The 18,400-nt window shown below is 59.8% G+C and carries 14 protein-coding genes and 1 riboswitch; of the genes, 3 read left to right on the forward strand and 11 right to left on the reverse strand.

What is annotated here, in order from left to right:
• Positions 1-64: 64 nt before the first annotated feature.
• Positions 65-694, forward strand: a complete 630-nt coding sequence (locus ISP18_RS20945) for a TIGR00645 family protein (RefSeq protein ID WP_380007013.1) — start codon at positions 65-67, stop codon at positions 692-694.
• An 85-nt stretch (positions 695-779) separates the two neighbouring features.
• Here the strand turns inward: ISP18_RS20945 and ISP18_RS20950 are convergent, their stop codons facing one another.
• Positions 780-2,654 (reverse strand): ATP-binding cassette domain-containing protein, encoded by a 1,875-nt coding sequence (locus ISP18_RS20950; RefSeq protein WP_380007016.1) that lies wholly within the window; start codon positions 2,652-2,654, stop codon positions 780-782.
• Positions 2,655-2,921: 267 nt separating this feature from the next.
• On the opposite strand from ISP18_RS20950, the gene ISP18_RS20955 reads away from it, so the two are divergent.
• A complete protein-coding gene (locus ISP18_RS20955; protein WP_380007019.1) occupies positions 2,922-4,004 on the forward strand; it encodes a D-alanyl-D-alanine carboxypeptidase family protein in 1,083 nt (360 codons plus the stop codon).
• Between the two features lie 1,311 nt (positions 4,005-5,315).
• Here ISP18_RS20955 and ISP18_RS20960 read toward each other — a convergent pair.
• From ISP18_RS20960 to ISP18_RS20995, 8 genes are all read right to left on the reverse strand, one after another.
• Complete coding sequence (locus ISP18_RS20960; RefSeq protein ID WP_380007022.1) at positions 5,316-6,212, reverse strand: RHS repeat-associated core domain-containing protein; 897 nt, start codon at positions 6,210-6,212, stop codon at positions 5,316-5,318.
• Positions 6,213-6,905: 693 nt separating this feature from the next.
• Positions 6,906-8,105, reverse strand: coding sequence for a methionine adenosyltransferase (gene metK / locus ISP18_RS20965; protein WP_380007025.1), 1,200 nt, complete (start codon positions 8,103-8,105; stop codon positions 6,906-6,908).
• A 232-nt stretch (positions 8,106-8,337) separates the two neighbouring features.
• Complete coding sequence (metE, locus tag ISP18_RS20970) at positions 8,338-10,608, reverse strand: 5-methyltetrahydropteroyltriglutamate--homocysteine S-methyltransferase (protein ID WP_380007028.1); 2,271 nt, start codon at positions 10,606-10,608, stop codon at positions 8,338-8,340.
• Between the two features lie 198 nt (positions 10,609-10,806).
• Positions 10,807-11,018: riboswitch (cobalamin riboswitch) on the reverse strand.
• A gap of 54 nt (positions 11,019-11,072) precedes the next feature.
• On the reverse strand, positions 11,073-11,903 hold the full coding sequence (locus tag ISP18_RS20975) for a class I SAM-dependent methyltransferase (protein ID WP_380007030.1): 831 nt from the start codon (positions 11,901-11,903) through the stop codon (positions 11,073-11,075).
• Between the two features lie 84 nt (positions 11,904-11,987).
• Complete coding sequence (locus ISP18_RS20980) at positions 11,988-12,878, reverse strand: alpha/beta hydrolase (RefSeq protein ID WP_380007032.1); 891 nt, start codon at positions 12,876-12,878, stop codon at positions 11,988-11,990.
• 71 nt (positions 12,879-12,949) lie between these two features.
• The gene (gene dusB / locus ISP18_RS20985; RefSeq protein WP_380007035.1) at positions 12,950-13,936 is read right to left on the reverse strand and encodes a tRNA dihydrouridine synthase DusB; all 987 of its coding nucleotides are present in this window, start codon (positions 13,934-13,936) and stop codon (positions 12,950-12,952) included.
• An 83-nt stretch (positions 13,937-14,019) separates the two neighbouring features.
• A complete protein-coding gene (locus ISP18_RS20990; RefSeq protein ID WP_380007038.1) occupies positions 14,020-15,279 on the reverse strand; it encodes a nucleoside permease in 1,260 nt (419 codons plus the stop codon).
• Positions 15,276-15,653, reverse strand: a complete 378-nt coding sequence (locus tag ISP18_RS20995) for a hypothetical protein (RefSeq protein ID WP_404559587.1) — start codon at positions 15,651-15,653, stop codon at positions 15,276-15,278. The genes ISP18_RS20990 and ISP18_RS20995 overlap by 4 nt, the downstream gene beginning before the upstream one ends.
• Between ISP18_RS20995 and rhtC the strand changes: the two genes are divergently transcribed.
• On the forward strand, positions 15,640-16,269 hold the full coding sequence (gene rhtC, locus ISP18_RS21000) for a threonine export protein RhtC (RefSeq protein WP_380007043.1): 630 nt from the start codon (positions 15,640-15,642) through the stop codon (positions 16,267-16,269). The two genes, ISP18_RS20995 and rhtC, sit on opposite strands and share 14 nt — an antisense overlap.
• 50 nt (positions 16,270-16,319) lie before the next feature.
• On the opposite strand, the gene ISP18_RS21005 is transcribed toward rhtC, so the two are convergent.
• The gene (locus ISP18_RS21005) at positions 16,320-16,928 is read right to left on the reverse strand and encodes a uracil-DNA glycosylase family protein (RefSeq protein ID WP_380007046.1); all 609 of its coding nucleotides are present in this window, start codon (positions 16,926-16,928) and stop codon (positions 16,320-16,322) included.
• The gene (locus tag ISP18_RS21010; RefSeq protein WP_380007049.1) at positions 16,925-18,295 is read right to left on the reverse strand and encodes an FAD-binding oxidoreductase; all 1,371 of its coding nucleotides are present in this window, start codon (positions 18,293-18,295) and stop codon (positions 16,925-16,927) included. The genes ISP18_RS21005 and ISP18_RS21010 overlap by 4 nt, the downstream gene beginning before the upstream one ends.
• Positions 18,296-18,400: the final 105 nt, after the last annotated feature.

Consider the following 18,400-nt stretch of genomic DNA (forward strand, 5'->3'; position numbering starts at 1 on the left):
TTCGCGGGAATGACGGCATCAAGCGAATAAAAAAACGCACGTATACAGAAGGAGTGAAGCGCCTATGGACCAGCCAATTCATCCCCGTCCCAACCTCGGCCTATTGCCGTTGCTGATTTTCAGCTCGCGCTGGCTGCAACTGCCGCTGTACGTCGGCCTGATCGTGGCGCAATGCGTCTACGTATACCTATTTGGCAAAGAGCTGTGGCACTTGCTCCACGAAGCGCCGAGCCTGGGCGAGCAGGAGATCATGCTGATCGTGCTCGGCCTGATCGATGTGGTGATGATCTCCAACCTGTTGATCATGGTGATCGTCGGTGGCTACGAAACTTTTGTCTCAAGGTTGGGCCTGGAAGGCCATCCGGATCAGCCGGAATGGCTGTCGCATGTGAATGCGTCGATGCTGAAGGTGAAGCTGGCGATGGCGATCATCGGCATATCGTCTATTCACCTCTTGAAGACTTTCATCGCCGCAGGCACGCTGGAAGGCCTGCCGTTCTGCTCGGCCGATATGCTGGCTACCATCGCAGCGAGCAATGGCACGGGCGGTGCGTTGAAGTGCGCAACGCTGACGCCGGTGGGTGTGATGTGGCAGACCATCATCCACGTGGTATTCATTCTTTCGGCGATTGGCATCGCTTGGACGGATCGCATCATGCATGCCCACGCAGCGAAGCTGGTGGAAGATCACTGAACGCTTGCTTGGATTCGTATCTTTATGGCCGCCATTCCCACTTTCGCGGAAATGACGGCGAAGAGAGATGCTGAAGCAAGAGTGGTTAGCCCTCCAACTCTGACCACCGAGCATACGCCGATTCCAGCTCCGCCTGCGCTTTCGCCATCGCATCATTCGCACGCTGAATCGCCGCGTTGTCTTGCTGATAAAACGAAGGATCGTTCATCGCCTCGGCGCGCGCCGCGACGTCGGCTTCGAGCTGCTCAATACGCGCAGGCAATTGCTCCAGCTCGCGCGCATCTTTGTAACTGAGCTTGCGCTTCGGTTTCTCGTTGATCGGTTCAGCCGGCGTATTTGCATTGACGGGTTTTGCTGCTGGCACCGTTTCAGCAGGCGAACGCTCTACCGGCTTCTGCCGCAGCCAGTCGCTGTAGCCGCCCACGTACTCGCCCACCGTGCCGTTGCCTTCCAGCACCAGCGTGCTCGAGACCACGTTGTCTAGGAATTCGCGATCGTGCGAAACCAGCAGCAGTGTGCCTTTGTATTCGGTGAGCAATTCTTCGAGCAATTCCAGCGTTTCGACGTCGAGGTCGTTGGTCGGTTCGTCCATCACCAATAGATTGGACGGCTGCGCGAACAGCTTGGCCAGCAGCAGACGATTGCGTTCGCCGCCCGAAAGGCGCGTGATCGGCGCGCGAGCGCGTTCGGGCGAGAACAGGAAGTCTTGCAGGTAGCCGATGATGTGTTTGCGCTGGCCGTTGAGTTCGATGTACTCGCGGCCTTCGGCGACATTGTCCAGCGCGTTCAAGGCATCGTTGAGCTGCGTGCGGTGCTGGTCGAAGTAGGCGATCTGTAATCCCGTACCCAGCGAAACATCGCCGCGCTGCGGGTTTAGTTCGCCGAGCAGAATCTTCAGAAGCGTGCTCTTTCCCGCGCCGTTGGGGCCGATGATGCCGACGCGATCGCCGCGCATGATGGTGGTGCTGAGATCGTCAATCAGCACGCGACCACCGTAAGCTTGATGCACGTGTTCCAGCTCGATCACTTTCTTGCCGGATGCCTGTGCATTGGCAAGCGACATCTTCGCGTTCCCGCCCAACTCGCGACGCTCGGCGCGTTCGCGACGCAACGCCTTCAATGCGCGCACGCGGCCTTCGTTGCGCGTACGGCGCGCCTTGATGCCCTGGCGAATCCACACTTCTTCCTGCGCCAGTTTTTTATCGAACAAGGCTTGGGCCTGCGCTTCAGCGTGCAGGCGTTCTTCGCGGCGGCGCAGGTAATTGTCGTAGTCGCCTGGCCAGCTGGTGAGCTGACCGCGATCGATCTCGACGATGCGCGTAGCAAGCGCGCGCAGAAAGCTGCGGTCATGCGTGATGAATACGATGCTGCCTTCGAACTGCTTGAGGAAACCTTCGAGCCAGCCGATGGCTTCGATATCCAGGTGGTTAGTCGGTTCGTCCAACAACAGCACGCTGGGCTTGCGCACCAATGCTTGCGCTAGCAACACACGGCGCTTCATGCCGCCGGAAAGCGCGGCGAAATCGGTGTCGGATGGAAGTTCCAACTTCGTCAGCACGTCAGAGACGCGGCGATCCAGATCCCAGCCATGCTGCGCTTCGATCTGGTTCTGCACGTCGCCTAGCGCATCGAAATCGCCTTCGGCGAGCAGATGGTGATAGCGCGCGAGCAGATGGCCGAGATCGCCCAGCCCTTCGGCGACCACATCGAATACGCTGCCGGCCGTATCTTGCGGCACCTCCTGCGCCATACGCGCGACGACCACGCCGCTTTGCACGCGCACTTCACCGTCATCGGGCTGCAATTCCCCGGCGATCAGTTTCATGAGAGTGGATTTGCCTTCGCCGTTACGACCGACGATGCACACGCGCTCATTCGCGTCGACAGTAAGGTCGACGTGTTCGAGCAGAAGAGGGCCGCCGACGCTGAAGTCGACGCGCTGGAGTTGGATCAGAGGCATGGCGCCATTCTACTGGCTCGCTCCTTGCATTCCCTTGTCAGGTGAAGCGAAAAGCTTCCGCTAAAGAAAAAAGAGCCAAATGTCGATGTAGCCTTGAACTTGCGATCACACGCGATTAACGAAATTTTACGCCGGCCGGGCCGGTAAAATTTACAAAAACATGTACTTAGCATGGCTGATTAAAGCGTTTCCTCTGGAAATTGCGATCGCCTTGCATTAAGGTTCAAGACGCGCGGGGGTGGCACCGCGGTGTCGGGAGTGAAGGCCGTGGTGAACATTCAATCCATTCAGCCAATGCAGTTGTTAACACGGCTGTGTGGCCTGTTCGCAGCGGTGATGCTGTTCGGCCTCGGCTTTGTCGGTGTAGCGCACGCGGGCTATGCCGCCATCGTGATCGACCCGGCCACCGGCGAGGTGCTCAGCGCGGTCAATGCGGACGAGCAGAACTACCCGGCCTCGCTGACCAAGATGATGACGCTGTACCTCACCTTCCAGGCGCTGCAGACCGGCAAGCTGAAGGTGGACCAGGATCTGCCGGTGTCTAGCTGGTCCGCGTCCCGCGCTCCGACCAAGCTCGGTCTACGCACTGGCCAGACGATTTCGGTGAACGACTGCATCCTCGGCATGGTGACCAAATCCGCCAACGACGCGGCCAGCGTCATCGCAGAAAGCCTGGGTGACAATGAAGGTCATTTCGCCGAGATGATGACGGCGCAGGCCGCGCTGCTCGGCATGAGCACCACCCATTTCGCCAACGCCAGTGGCCTGCCGGACCCGAACAATACGTCCACGGCGCGCGACATGGCCAAGCTCGCCATGGCGCTATACCGCGACTTTCCCCAATACACGCATTACTTCTCTACCGAGGAGTTCGTGTTCCGCGGTCAACTCATCCGCGGCCACAATAGGCTGATGGACCGCTATCCAGGTATGGATGGCCTGAAGACGGGCTTCACCGATGCCTCCGGTTTCAATCTCGCTTCCACGGCGGTGAGGGACGGGCGTCGCCTGTTTGCCGTGGTGCTCGGCGGCCGCAGCGCTTCGGCGCGCGACAACTTGATGGCCCGCCTGCTGGACGATGGTTTTGATAACCAGCCGACTCCGGAAACGCTGGTCGCCCAGGCCGGCGTACCCAGCACCACGCGCCGCGTTCTGGCCGCATTGTCCCCGATCGGCACGGCAGAGGCAGACGAGACCGCGCCTGCGCATCGCCGCAGCTCACGCTGTACGCCACACAGCAAGAGCTGCCCGCGCGTGAGCAAGGCGACGCATAAGGGATCAACCACTCGCCTGTCGCATCGCAAGCACAAGAAGGTGATGCTGGCCTCGTCAAACGACCAGCACGATTGAACGGCGGCGCGGGCAGGGCCTGCCTCGTTTGTCGCTTGCATCGCATCTGACCAAACGCCATTTAGTAGCAGACGCCCCAAGACTGAGAAGCGGCCGACAACGGAATATGTCTTTGCCGCATAATTTCAATTAAATCAAAAGATTGAACTAAAACGCCCTTATCTGATGAACTGCAAAACGAAAAAGGCTGGACAGATTATGCCGGCCTTTTTCGTTTAATCAGAATGAAACCGTAGGTCGAGCTAAATTATTTGTGCAAGCGCGTTGTGCTACTGCGGGCCGACGCGTGTGCTTCCGCTAACGCCGTATTGAGCACATGGTTAAAGCTTTTCACCCGCGCCAGAACAAGGTGAAGGGCACAACGAATTCGCGCGGTGCTTCGCGGAGCCCCTCCTCAATACCCTCGCCAACGCTCTTTAGGATCTCATTCATGTTTAAGCTCCTTTCGTAGCTGCTTGGCCGACTGAAATACAAGATACCAGAATCAGGAATGGTCGCAGCCGACGAGCAGGACATCGTGGCGCTGGCCGACCCGAGGCCGCCCCACCTGGTTGCAACAGTCTTTAGAAGCACATCTGGTTTGGATCAATTCAACTTCAGCCCAATCTCGCTCACGAGAGCCAAGTTCTGAGTGCTCCTCCACAGCTCACTTAGAAACTACTTCTACTACGGATACCACACCAAACTGAGTGACCCTGTTGCGAACTGCATCCTGGTACGGTTCCAGGCTACGAGTCGTATTGCAACTCCAAAACGAAAAATCAAATACAGAAGATGGTTTCTTGTTGTCTGCCTGAATAGAAATTTTTGATGCCCTTTTCGCATCAAATATTTCTAAAAAGTCTATGCTCATAGAGTCCGACGTCTCTGCTCTACCAACGTAGCTAGCACCGAGGGCGATGGGCTCCTTGTCGGATTGCAATAACTTGATGAAGTCCTGACGTCTCTCAGGCCGAACTGTCACTCGCAACTTGATTGGACTTACCTGACCCGTTGCACAGTACGACTGGCTAGAGGCGGCGGACTGCACCCAGCCAGCCAGGGCCAGAGCTAGCAGCATGTTGGAAAGTATTGAGCGCATTGATTGTTTCCTGTCTTTGTGCCGGGCTCCTAAGTGAACCACTCCAGACAGCGACGCCACGTCTTCCTTCCTACCGTAAGGCGATCAGACCCCGCCGATCGACAAGGCCCGCTTCGGATCTATAACGGCCCAAATACACGTCAGAACTCGAATGTTCATCTGATGTCCACAGCTGCCAAATACTTACTTCAGAGAAGTGCTAGCAACAGCCAGGGTTATCGTCACGACATTCATTGGTTAGGTTCCAAAAAGGAATTCGCTGCAGCGTTATAAGGGCCTTGATGAGAATCTTGATCTTTGTCCATCTGCCATAATCCGGTTATTCCAAGGGCTTTCCTTTCTTCGTGACTTCGATGGATTCCCTCATGTAAAAAATAAACCTCTTGCGTCCTCTCCGCATCTCCGACGACCGTGCGACCCGGCTGGATCCCAGCCTGATCGACAGTAGTCGTATTGCGCTTCGTATCCATAGCCCCAGATTCAAGGGGATCGACACTTATTATGCGTCCTCCCAAGTTTTCGGCAACCGAAGTACCCGAAATAGAAAATGAGTAGGTCGTGCCACCACTCTTAAACGATATATCCGCGGTCTTTCCCGAACTAGCCGCCGCGTTGACCGCCTTTGTCAGAGACTTTTCCAAACCTGCATACGTTTTGTGATCCGCCGCGGTCGCATTCCTAGTTACAGTCTTGCCGTTCTCTTGTGTGACTACTGTGTCGATTTGACACGTGTATGTCTTATTGGCTTCCGTACAGGTACGTCCATCGGGATCGATGTGATCAACTGGGTTGTTGTTGACGTAATCGTAGCGGTTGAAGCTGAAGGTGTTACCTGCCGTAGGCCCGACAGGATCAATACTGAGAAAATGCCCGGTTGCTGGGTCGTAATACCTGTGCTGCATGTAGACGAGATTGGTCTCGGGGTCATCCACATGTCCGGTGTATCCAGGTCCATTGGGTGGCGTGCCTAACGCAATCGTTCCGTATGGTGTGTAGTCATACGTAGCGGTAATGTTGCCATTGGCATCCGTTTCCGCCAGGGGGGTACCTTGGGGGTCGGTATATACATAAGTAACCGTGCCGTTTTGTTGCGCGTGGAGCAACCCGCTCGTTAGGAGTGCCAGCATGCAACAAACGCAAAACGCTGCTCGACTGATAACCATCCGTTGTCCCCTGTCCAATACCCGCATTGACATGGCGGGTGCGTCGTGCTGATGAGAACAATAATGCGAAGAGGCGTCAAGCTCTTTAAGGAAGGAGGCTAGTTAATCTGTAACTACCGTTCCAAAGCATGCGAGAGGTCATGCCGCAGCGGGACGTTATTGATGGCATGCCAGGATATTTGGAACCCCGCCGGCGCCCAAAAAGGCCACGTAACTCTTTGCCATAGCCGTAAGCCAATCGTTGTGGCTTCTGAGAACCTTTAGTAACAACCGCCCGAGTTGACCGTAACCCACCGGTGCCTTCCTTTGATGCGGTTTGACTGGGCGGATTTCCGTTGGTTCGACTCGAATTTCATGTTGCGGCAACGTTAGATCAATTGCCATCAGGTCTCTTTCAACAATAGAAAGCTTGGCGTTGATAGCTTCCAGCCGAGCTAAGCATTTTGCATGGTCAGACTTTAAGCGAAGAAGCGCTCCCGATAACCGGGAGCGCTTTGTAATTAACCATTTAAGTGATGACGGCGTTCTCCACATACCCCAAGCGTAGCGATCTTCCAGCTATCTACGCTTGGGGCGTGTGCTACCAAATGGCGTGACCAAATAAAAACCCCGCGGCGAGCCGCGGGGTTTTTGATTTGAAGCGGGATACGCCCAGGCTTACTTGAGCTTGGCATCCGCGCGCAGGGCCTCGGCCTTGTCGGTTTTCTCCCAGGAGAATGCCGTGTAGGTCTTGCCGTCCGCGTCCTTCACTTCGTAAGGCGTGCGACCGAAGTGGCCATAGCTGGCGGTCTGCTGGTACATCGGATGGATCAGGTCCAGCATCTTGATGATGCCGTACGGACGCAGATCGAAGTGCTTGCGGATCAGCTTCTCGATCTTGTCGTCGCTGAGCTTGCCGGTACCGAAGGTGGTGACCGAGATCGAGGTGGGCTCGGCCACGCCGATGGCGTAGCTCACCTGCACTTCGCAGCGGTCGGCAATGCCGGCGGCCACGATGTTCTTAGCCACGTAACGTGCGGCGTAAGCGGCCGAACGATCCACCTTGGACGGATCCTTGCCCGAGAACGCGCCACCGCCGTGACGGGCCCAGCCACCGTAGGTGTCGACGATGATCTTACGGCCAGTCAGGCCGCAGTCGCCCACCGGGCCGCCGATCACGAACTTGCCGGTCGGGTTGATGTGGAACTTGGTGCCCTTGTGCAGCAGCTTGGTCGGCAGCACGGGCTTCAGGATGTGCTCGCGTACGGCTTCGACCAGGTCCTTCTGCTTCACGCTCGGATCGTGCTGGGTGGACAGCACCACGGCGTCGATCGCGGTGGCCTCGCCGTTTTCATAGCGCAGGGTGACCTGGCTCTTGGCGTCCGGACGCAGCCACGGCAGCGGCGAGTTCTTCTTCTTGCGGACCTTGGCCTGCTGTTCCACCAGGCGGTGCGAGTAGTAGATCGCCGCCGGCATGAAATCTTTGGTTTCGTTGGTGGCGTAGCCGAACATCAGGCCCTGGTCGCCGGCGCCCTGTTCTTCGGGCTTCTTGCGGTCCACGCCCTGGTTGATGTCCGGCGACTGCTTGCCGATCAGGTTCAGCACGCCGCAGGTCTCGCCGTCGAAGCCGACCTCGCTGGAGTCGTAGCCGATGTCCACGATCACTTTGCGGGTGAGCGCTTCCAGGTCGATCCAGGCGCTGGTGGTGATTTCGCCGGCGACAATCGCCACGCCGGTCTTCACCATGGTTTCGCAGGCCACGCGGGCGCGCTGATCCTGGGCGAGGATCGCGTCTAGCACGGCGTCGGAGATCTGGTCAGCGACCTTGTCCGGATGGCCTTCGGAGACCGATTCGGAGGTGAAGAGGTAGTTGCTCATCGTGGCTTATATCCTTCTTTACGGATAAAGAGATGGAAAGGGGAATTGCGGATGATACACGCCCCTGCTCCGGGTTTCACTGGTCAGTCTGGCATATCAATGTGACGGTGCAATCTAGGGTTCAGGCAACCCCTCCCCAAAGCGGGGAGGGGCCGTGCCAGCGTAGGCTGGGGTGACAACCCCAGCAATACGATTTGCGGTGATGCTGGGATTGGCATTCAAGCCTAAGAGATCAGGTCTCGGTCAACGCGGCGCGCACGGCTTGCGCCGCATTCACCATCGCGACGAGGGCCGGCTCGGTTTCCTTCCAGCCACGCGTCTTGAGTCCGCAATCCGGATTGACCCACAGCTGTCCTGGTTCGAGCACGGTAAGTGCGCGTTCGAGCAGGTCGGTCATTTCCGCCTGCGACGGCACGCGCGGCGAATGGATGTCGTACACGCCGGGGCCGATGCTGCCCGGATAGCGGAAATCCTCGAAGGCCTGCAGCAGTTCCATGCGTGAGCGGCTGCTCTCGATGGAAATGACATCGGCGTCCAGTGCGGCGACTGCTTCGATGATGTCGTTGAATTCGGCGTAGCACATATGCGTATGGATCTGGGTGGCATCCCGAATACCACCAGCGGCAATGCGGAAGCAACGCACGGCCCAGTCCAGATAGGCGGCGTGTTCGGCGTGGCGGATCGGCAGACCCTCGCGCAGTGCCGGTTCGTCGATCTGGATCACGCGGATGTCGGCGTTTTCTAGGTCGCACACTTCGTCGCGCAAAGCCAGGGCGAGTTGCAGGCAGACCTGCTCGCGCGACACATCGTCGCGCACGAACGACCACTGCAACACCGTCACCGGGCCGGTCAGCATGCCTTTGACGGGTTTGTCGGTAAGGGATTGCGCATAGCGTGACCAGCGCACCGTCATCGGTTGTGGTCGCGATATGTCACCCCAGATGATCGGCGGCTTCACGCAGCGCGAGCCGTAGCTTTGCACCCAGCCGCCTCGGGTGAAGGCAAAGCCGTCGAGCTGTTCGCCGAAATATTCCACCATGTCGTTGCGCTCAGGTTCGCCATGCACCAGCACATCGAGGCCGATGCGTTCCTGAAAGCGGATGACGCGTTCGATCTCCTCGCGCAGCACGGTTTCGTAAGCGGCGTTGTCGATGCGTCCGGCGCGGTGATCGGCACGCGCCTGGCGAAGTGCATCGGTCTGCGGGAACGAGCCGATAGTCGTAGTGGGCAAGGGCGGCAGTTGCAGCGTATCGGCCTGTACGCGGCGGCGATGGAGAAGATTCGAGCGCCGATGAGTGGCTTGCGGGCTCAATGCATGCACCCGTGCCTGCACTTCGCTTCGATGCACGCCTGGCGCGTGCTTGCGCGCGGCCAATACGAAGCCTTGTTCAACCAGGGCCTCCTTGGCGCGGTCATCGTCGTCCAGCGCGCCGGCATACAGGCGAAGCTCTTCCAGCTTCTGCTGAGCAAAGGCCAACCAGCTTCGTAGTGGGGCGGGCAAGGAGGTTTCCTGCGCGGCATCGAAAGGTACGTGCAGCAGCGAACAGGATGGTGCTAGCCACAAGCGCTCGGTTCCACGCGATGCGGCTATTTTTTCCAGCAGCGGCAATACGCGTCGCGGATCGCTGCGCCAGATGTTGCGCCCGTCGACGATGCCGGCGCTCAGAACGCAATGTTCGGGCAGCGCGAACAGGACGTCGTCGAGTTGTTCCGGCGCACGCACCAGATCGACATGCAGTCCATCGACGGGCAGCTTGGCGGCAAGCTCCAGATTGTCACCAAGTCCACCGAAATAAGTCGCCAGCAACCGCTTGGGCGACGGGCCGATCGCCAGGGTGTTGTAAGCAGCGACGTAGGCGTGTCGGGTGGCCGCATCCAGATCTTGCACAAGGCAAGGTTCGTCCAATTGGATCCAAGGAACGCCGGCTTGCGCCAACTGCTTCAGCAGTTCGGCGTAAACGGGAAGCAACGCGTCGAGCAGGTTCAGTGCATCGCTGCCATCCACGGTTTTGGATAAGCGCAGAAACGAAACCGGACCCAGCAGCACCGGGCGCGCATCCAGCCCCAGCGCACGCGCTTCGAGCCACTCATTCAACGGCTTGTTGACGGTAAGGCGAAAGCGTTGACCGGCGTGCAGTTCCGGCACGAGATAGTGGTAGTTGGTATCGAACCATTTGGTCATCTCCAACGCGTGCAGTTCGCGATTGCCGCGTGCCATAGCAAAGTAGCCGGCCAGCGGATCGTCGCGCAGCAACGGACGGTAGCGATCGGGTACGGCGTCGAACAGCACCGCGGTATCGAGCACGTGGTCATACAGCGAGAAGTCGTTGACGGCGACGGTCTGCGCCCACGCGCTGGCGAGTTGCCAATGTCGCTGCCGCAGCTCCCGCGCGGTATCGAGGAGTGCTGTGGCGTTGCCGTCGCGCCAGTAATTTTCCAGTGCACGTTTCAGTTCGCGGCGACGGCCGATACGTGGAAAGCCGAGATAAGTTGTGTGTGTCATGTGTATTCCTCATTGCGATGCATGGCAAAGAGGAACGAAGGCAGGCGCGACCGCGAGCGTGGCCCGAGATGCGCACCGTCGACCTTCGCCCCCGCGGGCGAACTGGGTGCAGCGCGGGCAGGTCGACGCCGCGTCGGCGAGCGACGCGTGCCAGGTCTCCCCGCGGAGTCCAGGTCGTACGAAGCGCACCGTTGCGAACGGCCAGCTTCGGTCGGGGCAGGTCTTCGGGCTCGTGGACGAGGCATGACGCCACCTACTGTTCGCCGCTTCCCGGGCATCTGCCCAGTGCTGATGGCGAAGGTCGTTTCCACATACCGCTGCGGGGCAGCGCCGGATTCAAACCGGCTTCCCTTTTAATTTCATCTCTCTATCTTTATAGAGAGATGAAAGCCTCGACGCGGCGAACGATAGCCGTATGGATAGCCTAGGTCAAATCGTGGGATGGGGCTCGTCTAAGGGTGAGCTCAATACACCATCGCCCGTGCCTGCACGAACGCAAAGAAGAACACGGCGTTCGGATCGTTGCGCACCGCCTGCAACTCGTTGCGCATGCCTTCCACCGTGCCTGCATCCGTCTTGCCGGTGGTGATGAGCTGTTCGGCGGCGGAGAGCAGCAGTTCTTCCCAGAACTCGATCATCTGCTTGCGCCGCCCAGGCTGGCGGTTGTCCAGGTGCACGTTCTTTACTTCCGTCTGCACGTCGCGGTATCCCCCAGCCAGCAGCAAGTTGCCAAGTTTGGCGCCGATGAAGGGATCGCCGCCGCTGTCATACTGATGGTCGTTGAAGGCCATCCAATAGCGCAGCAGATTGGGCGAATACGGATCGAGGAAGAACGAGGAGTTCAGTACCTCCGTGATGTACACCACCGCACCAGGCGCCAGCACGCGGCGCACTTCGCTGAGCACGCGCGCCGGACTTGGCACGTGTTCCAGCACCCAGCACAGATAAGCCGCGTCGAAACTGCGGTCGGCGAATGGCAGATCGGCGGCATCGGCTTGCCGGAGCGCAAAGCGCGATTCGCACCAGGCTTTAGCTGAGAGATGGCGTTCGGCCGCGGCCAACTGGGCCGGGGAACGGTCGACGCCGGTAACGTGCAGATCGGGAAAGCGCCGCAGCAGGATCTCTGTTTGCGCGCCCACGCCACAACCCACTTCCAGCAGTCGCCTCGCGCCGCTGTAATCGATGTGACTGAACAGGGTGCTTTCGAACATGCGTGCCTGACGCACCAGGCGCGTCTGTTCCTCGCCGGAAAACCCGTGGATATAGGGGAAGTCTCCGGTAGCGATGCTGTTCATGCCGAAACGTCCGCAGCGGATCAGGGGCGATGGAGCAGGTTTCTACGTTACTCCGACGCATCGTCATCGGGGAGTGCACGGCGATCAGTGCACGGCGGCTACCGGATGCGCATGAACAAAGCTCAGTACATCTTCCAGCGCAGGGTCATCGGCGTGGAAGGGTCGAGAGAATGCAAAGACCAATGCGTTGTGGCCTACGCCTGGATACATCCGCAGCGTTACATCTTCGTGATGAGCTTGCAGTGCACGAGCGAGAGACCGGGCATTGGAAAGATCGACCTCGCGATCGGCGCTGCCCTGCAACAGCAGCATGGGCGGCTCGTCACCGTGCACGAAGCGCACCGGCTGGGCGCGGGCTTGCGAAGCTTCATCGCGACCGAACATGCCCAGCATGTCCTTTTCGTTCGCGGGAATCGGTATGAAGTCATAGCAGCCAGCCATGCCGATGAAGCCAGCCAGTTCGTTCGGACGCAAATCGTAAGGCGCCAGCCAGGATGGATCGGTCGCCAGCAGCGCGCCGATCTGCCCGCCTGCCGAATGACCCATCACGAACAGATCATCCGGACTGCCACCCAGTGCTCGGGCATGTTCGTGTACCCACGCAACCGCTCGCGACGCATCCTGCATGAAGCCATCCATCTTCACCTGCGGATATTTGCGATAGTCGGGGATAACCGCCACCACGCCATGCGATGCCAGCGCAGTGCCAACGAAGCGATACCACGCACGTTCACCGTGCACCCAACTGCCGCCATAGAAGAACACCACGATCGGTGCATGCACCACACCGACGGGACGATAAACATCCAACTTCAAGCCGTGTGCTTCATCGAACACGATACCGCGCTGCGCTTCGATGCCTGCCCGCCGGTCGGTGGCGTTCAAGCCGGCAAACAAGCTCGCCTCGCAACCGCTAAGCAGCAGTACCGAGCTGAGCAAAAGAAACAGGCGAAGCGAAAGGGGTAGGCGGAGCATGGCATGCAAACCAGAGACGATTTGCCGATGATGCCCGTTCAAGTGCCGTAAGGGTTTGCGGCGATCAACGTTCAGGCGGCGATACGCCAGCTGTTCTGTAACGTCTCGAAGTATTCGCGGGTCAAGCACAATTGATCGTGTGCATGCTCGGCGCGATTGACCACGTCGCGAAAGGCTATATTTTCTGGGCGATCTTTCGCGTACCAGCCCAGATGCTTGCGAGCGATTCGCACGCCGGCCTGCTCGCCATAGAAAGCGTAGAGATGTTCGAGATGGCCGAGCAAGATGGCTGATACGTCTGAGGGCGAAGGTTCCGGTAGCCGTTCGCCGGTGGCGAGGTAATGCGCGATCTCGCGGAAAATCCATGGCCGGCCCTGCGCGCCACGGCCGATCATCACCGCATCCGCGCGAGTGACGTCGAGTATGTGCCGGGCCTGCTGCGGCGTGGTGATGTCGCCATTGGCGAGCACTGGAATGCGCACCGCCGCTTTGACCGCGGTGATGGTTTCGTATTCGGCTTCGCCTTCGTATTTATCGGCGCGCGTGCGGCCGTGCACGGCTAGCGCGGCGATGCCGTTGTCTTCGGCGATGCGCGCAATGGTGAGTGCGTTCTTGTGCTGGCGATCCCAGCCGGTGCGGATCTTCAACGTGACGGGCACATCCACCGCATCCACCACGGCTTTTACGATGCGCGCGACCAGCGGTTCGTCCTGCAGCAGTGCGGAGCCGGCCCACACGTTGCACACTTTCTTCGCCGGGCAGCCCATGTTGATGTCGACGATCTGCGCGCCGTTCGCCACGTTGAAGCGCGCGGCTTCGGCGAGCATGGCCGGGTCGTAGCCGGCGATCTGCACGCTGACCGGTTCGGGCTCGCCCTCGTGGTCCATGCGCTTGAGCGACTTGCGCGTCCGCCACAGGCGCGGATCGGCGGTAGTCATCTCGGACACGGCAAGCCCCGCGCCCAGCCGTTTGCACAGCAGGCGGAAAGGCTTGTCGGTGACCCCGGCCATGGGCGCGAGCACCACGGGCGGGTCGATGCGGTAGGGGCCGATCTGCATCCGGGTATTGTAGCCGCGATCTATCTCCCTCTCCCCTCTGGGGAGAGGGTTGGGGTGAGGGGCAATCTCGCAAGAGGCTGCGCTCAGTGCACAGGAACGCTGTGCAGAGATTCAGGCACATGCTTGTGCCTGAACAAGAACACGAACAGTACGGCCACCACCAGCGCATACGCGGCGAAGCTGAGCCAGATGCCGTGCCAGTCCAGCGTGTGGTCGGGCCGGGTGAAATACATATCGATCACCACGCCGCTGATCGAGCTGCCCAGCACGGCGCCGATGCCGTTGGTCATCAGCATGAACAGGCCCTGCGCGCTGGCGCGTATGGCCGGGTCGCTCTGGCCTTCCACGAACAGCGAGCCGGAGATATTGAAGAAGTCGAACGCCATGCCGTAAACGATGCACGACAGCACGATCATCCATAGCCCGTTGCCGGGATCGCCGAACGCGAACAGGCCAAAGCGCAGCGTCCACGCCAGCATACTGATCAGCATCACCGTCTTGATGCCGAAGCGTTTCAGGAAGAACGGAATCGCCAGGATGAACAGCGTTTCCGACACCTGCGAAATCGACATAATGATGGCGGGGTAGCGGACCGCGATCAGGTCCTTGTCCGCATCGATGCGCGCGAAGTCATGCAGGAAGGTGTCGCCATAGGCGTTGGTCAACTGCAGCGCAGCGCCAAGCAACATCGCGAAGATGAAAAACACCGCCATCTTGGTCTGTTTGAACAAGGCGAACGAGGTGAGGCCGAGCGCATCCAGCCACGAGCGATGATCCTTGCCGCGCAGACGCGGAGGACACGGCGGCAAGGTAAACGCATAAATACCCAGCAGCAGCGCTGCACCCGCGGCTACGTAGAACTGGCCGGTAGTGGTCTCCAGATGCAGCAGGCTCACCATCCACATCGCTGCGATGAAACCCACCGTTCCCCACACACGGATCGGCGGATAGACGCGCACCACGTCCACACCGTCGCACTTCAACGCGTTATAGGCCACCGTGATCGCCAGCGAGATGGTGGGCATGTAGCACATCATGTTCACCAGCATCACCCAGAACAGCGTGCCGGGATTGTCGATGGTCGGCACGATGCACAGCACGAGCGCGCCGGCAATGTGCAGGCAGCCGTACAGGCGCTCGGCGCGAATCCATTTGTCCGCGACCACACCAAGGATCGATGGCATGAAGAGCGATGCCAGACCCATGGTCGAGAAGATCGCGCCGAACTGCGAACCCGACCAATGTCGGTTCTGGAACCAGTACGCGCCGATAGTGATCAGCCAGGCACCCCAGACGAAGTACTGCAGGAAATTCATCGCGATGAGTCGCAACTTCAGGCTCATGGAGTGGTTTCCTGCATGGTGTTCTTTCCCCTGGTGATGCATGGATAGTTGTGCAGGGATGTCCGCTGTTGCCTCACCGTCATTCCGGCGAAGGCCGGAATCCGGTCAAGTACGCCGCGCGAAGCACACCGAATTTTTTCGAGTGCTCCGCACAATGTATTCAACTGGATTCCGGCCTTGGCCGGATTGACCGTTCCGGTGAGACTGGCAGCATCGCCTATGTTGTAAAGGCCGGGATAGTCCCCGTCCGAATGCTTTGGCAGCGTAGAGGAAGCCCGGGCCGGCCGGCAAGGCTCGCCGCCACAGGTGCCGCGAGCGCGAGCTGCCGTTAAACTGCGCCGAGTTTGCTGGAGCAGTCCCATGAGCTTGTTCATCACCATCGCGATCGTCCAGATCATCGCCCTGATGAGTCCGGGGCCAGATTTCTTTTTCGTCTCGCAGACGGCAGTAAGTCGTTCGCGGCACGAGGCGATGGCGGGCGTGGCCGGCATCACTCTCGGCGTGGCGATGTGGGCGGCGCTGGCGCTGCTGGGCTTGCAGTTGCTGCTGCATCGGCTGATCTGGCTAGAGCGCCTGATCGCGGTCTGCGGCGGCCTTTATCTGTGCTGGATGGGTGCGAAAATGCTGCGCGGCGCGCTGACCAAACCATCGCAGCCGCAGGCGGTCGAACCCGTACAGGTTTTCGTTGGCGCTTGGCGCTCCCTGCGCAACGGTCTGTTCACCAATCTCGCCAATCCGAAAGTGGTGATCTATTTCGGCAGCATTTTTTCTGCCTTCGTGGGAACCGGCGTCTCGCCGGCCGCGCGCTGGGGCCTGTGGGCACTGGTGGTGGCCGAGACCTTCCTGTGGTTCTCGTTTGTGGCTGGATGTTTTGCTCTACCGGTGATGCGTCGCGGCTATCTGCGCATCAGTCGCTGGATAGACGGCTGTGCGGGTGCCGTGTTCATGCTGTTCGGCTTGCATCTGATTTTTTCGCCGCGTTCGACCTGACAGTTGCTGCGGTGTTGGGGCTCGGCTGCGTCTCACCCCAACCTACGATCCTACGGTTTGGCGTCGGTACGCAGCACGTGCGCCACTTCGCTCCGCAACACTGGCAATAGCTCCGTTTCAAACCACGGATTGCGCTTCAGCCACGCCCGGTTGCGCGGACTCGGATGCGGCAGCGGCAAGATGCCGCTTGCGAGGTGTTCGCGCCACGCCTGCATCGTGTCGGTAAGCGAAGGGCCGCATCGATCGCCAAGGATGCCGGCCTGTGCGTATTGCCCGATCGCCAATGTCAATTGCACGCGCTTCAACAGCGGCAGCACGCGCGGATGCCAGGTGGGTGCACATTCGGGCCGGGGCGGTAAGTCGCCGTTGCGGCCACTGCCTGGGAAGCAGAAACCCATCGGCACAATGGCGATGCGTTGCGCATCGTAGAACGTATCGCGATTTACACCCAGCCAGTCGCGCAGGCGATCGCCACTGACGTCGTTGAAAGGAATGCCGGTAGCGTGCACCTTGCGCCCAGGCGCCTGGCTCACGATCAGCAGGCGCGACGATGCGCTGGCTTGCAACACCGGTCGCGGCCCATCCTGCAATTGCGCGGCGCACAGGCGGCAGGCACGGATCTCGGTGAGCAGCACATCGAGCGAGTCGGTTTTTTTCACGGCAACAGCTTGCCTGGATTCATGATGCCGTCCGGATCGAAGGCCGCCTTCACGCTTCGCATTAGATCGAGCGCGCTGGGTTCCACTGCCAGCGGCATGAATTCACGCTTCACTAGGCCGATCCCGTGTTCGCCGGACAGCGTGCCTTGCAAGGCAATCACCAGCGCGAACACTTCGGCGAGACAGGCGTTCGCGCGTTCGCGCTCGGCGTCGTCGCGCGGTAGCAGGTTCACGTGCAGATTGCCGTTGCCAGCATGACCGAAGGTGACGATCAGCACGTTGTGCTTGCGCGAAAGTTCACGAATGCCATTCACCAGTTCCGGCAGCCGACTGACGGGCACCACCACGTCTTCGTTGATCTTGTTCGGCGAAATGGTGCGTTGCGCGGGCGACAACGCCTTGCGCGCCGACCATAGCGCCTGCGTTTCCTCCGAGGTCTGCGCAACGCGCAGTTCTTCTAACCCTTCGCCACGCGCCGCGTGCGATACCGCATCGACAGCGGATGGCAGCGTGTCAGGTTCGCCGTCGACTTCGATCATCAGCATCGCACCGGCCAGCGGCACGTCGCCGCCGCCGTGATCGTGCGCAAGCTTCAGGGCGACATCGTCGATGAATTCCAGCGCGCACGGCGTGACCGGTTGCGCCATGATGCGCGCCACCGCATGCGCGGCGCTGCTCACGTCACGATAAGTTGCGCGCAGTGTGCGCAAGCCCGAAGGCTTCGGTGTCAGTTTGAGTGTGGCCTCGGTGATCAGCGCGAGCGTGCCTTCCGAACCGATCAACAGGCGCGTGAGGTCGTAACCCGTCGCGCCCTTACTGGTATATGTGCCACAGCGAAAGCTTTCACCCGTGCCCGCCACAGCGCGCAAACCCAGGGTGTTTTCGCGCGGACTGCCGTACTTCACCGTGCGCGGTCCGGCCGAGTTGCAGGCGAGGTTGCCTCCGATGCTGCACCAGGGCGACGAAGTGGGATCGGGTGGCCAGAAGAAGCCGTGCGGCGCGAGTGCGCGTTGCAGATCGCCGTTCAAGACACCGGGCTCGACCACGGCAAGGCGATTGTCGGGATCGATACGCAGAATGCGATTCATCCGCTCGAAGCTCACCACCACGCCGCCTTGCACCGGCACGGTGGCGCCGGTGGTATTGGTACCGCGGCCGCGTGCGATCACCGGCACGCGATGTTCGCGGCAGGCGCGGACCAGTGCTTCGACTTGCGCGTGTTCTTGCGCGAATACAACGGCGTCGGGCAACGCGTTGCGGCGGGAGTTGTCGTAGGCGTAGGCGAGGCGTTCGGCGTCGTGGGTGGAGCAGGCACCGGGGCCGAAGATGGTGTGCAGGATTTCGAGCAGGGAGGCAGGAAGGTTCATGGGGTGCTTCTACTCCCTTCCTCTTAATACGGAGATGCCACAGTTTTCGTGAAGCGAGGACTTTGCTTGATCGTCATTCCGGCGCAGGCCGGAATCCAGTTTAGT

This window comes from Dyella humi (assembly GCF_044904605.1).
Classification (GTDB): domain Bacteria; phylum Pseudomonadota; class Gammaproteobacteria; order Xanthomonadales; family Rhodanobacteraceae; genus Dyella_B; species Dyella_B humi.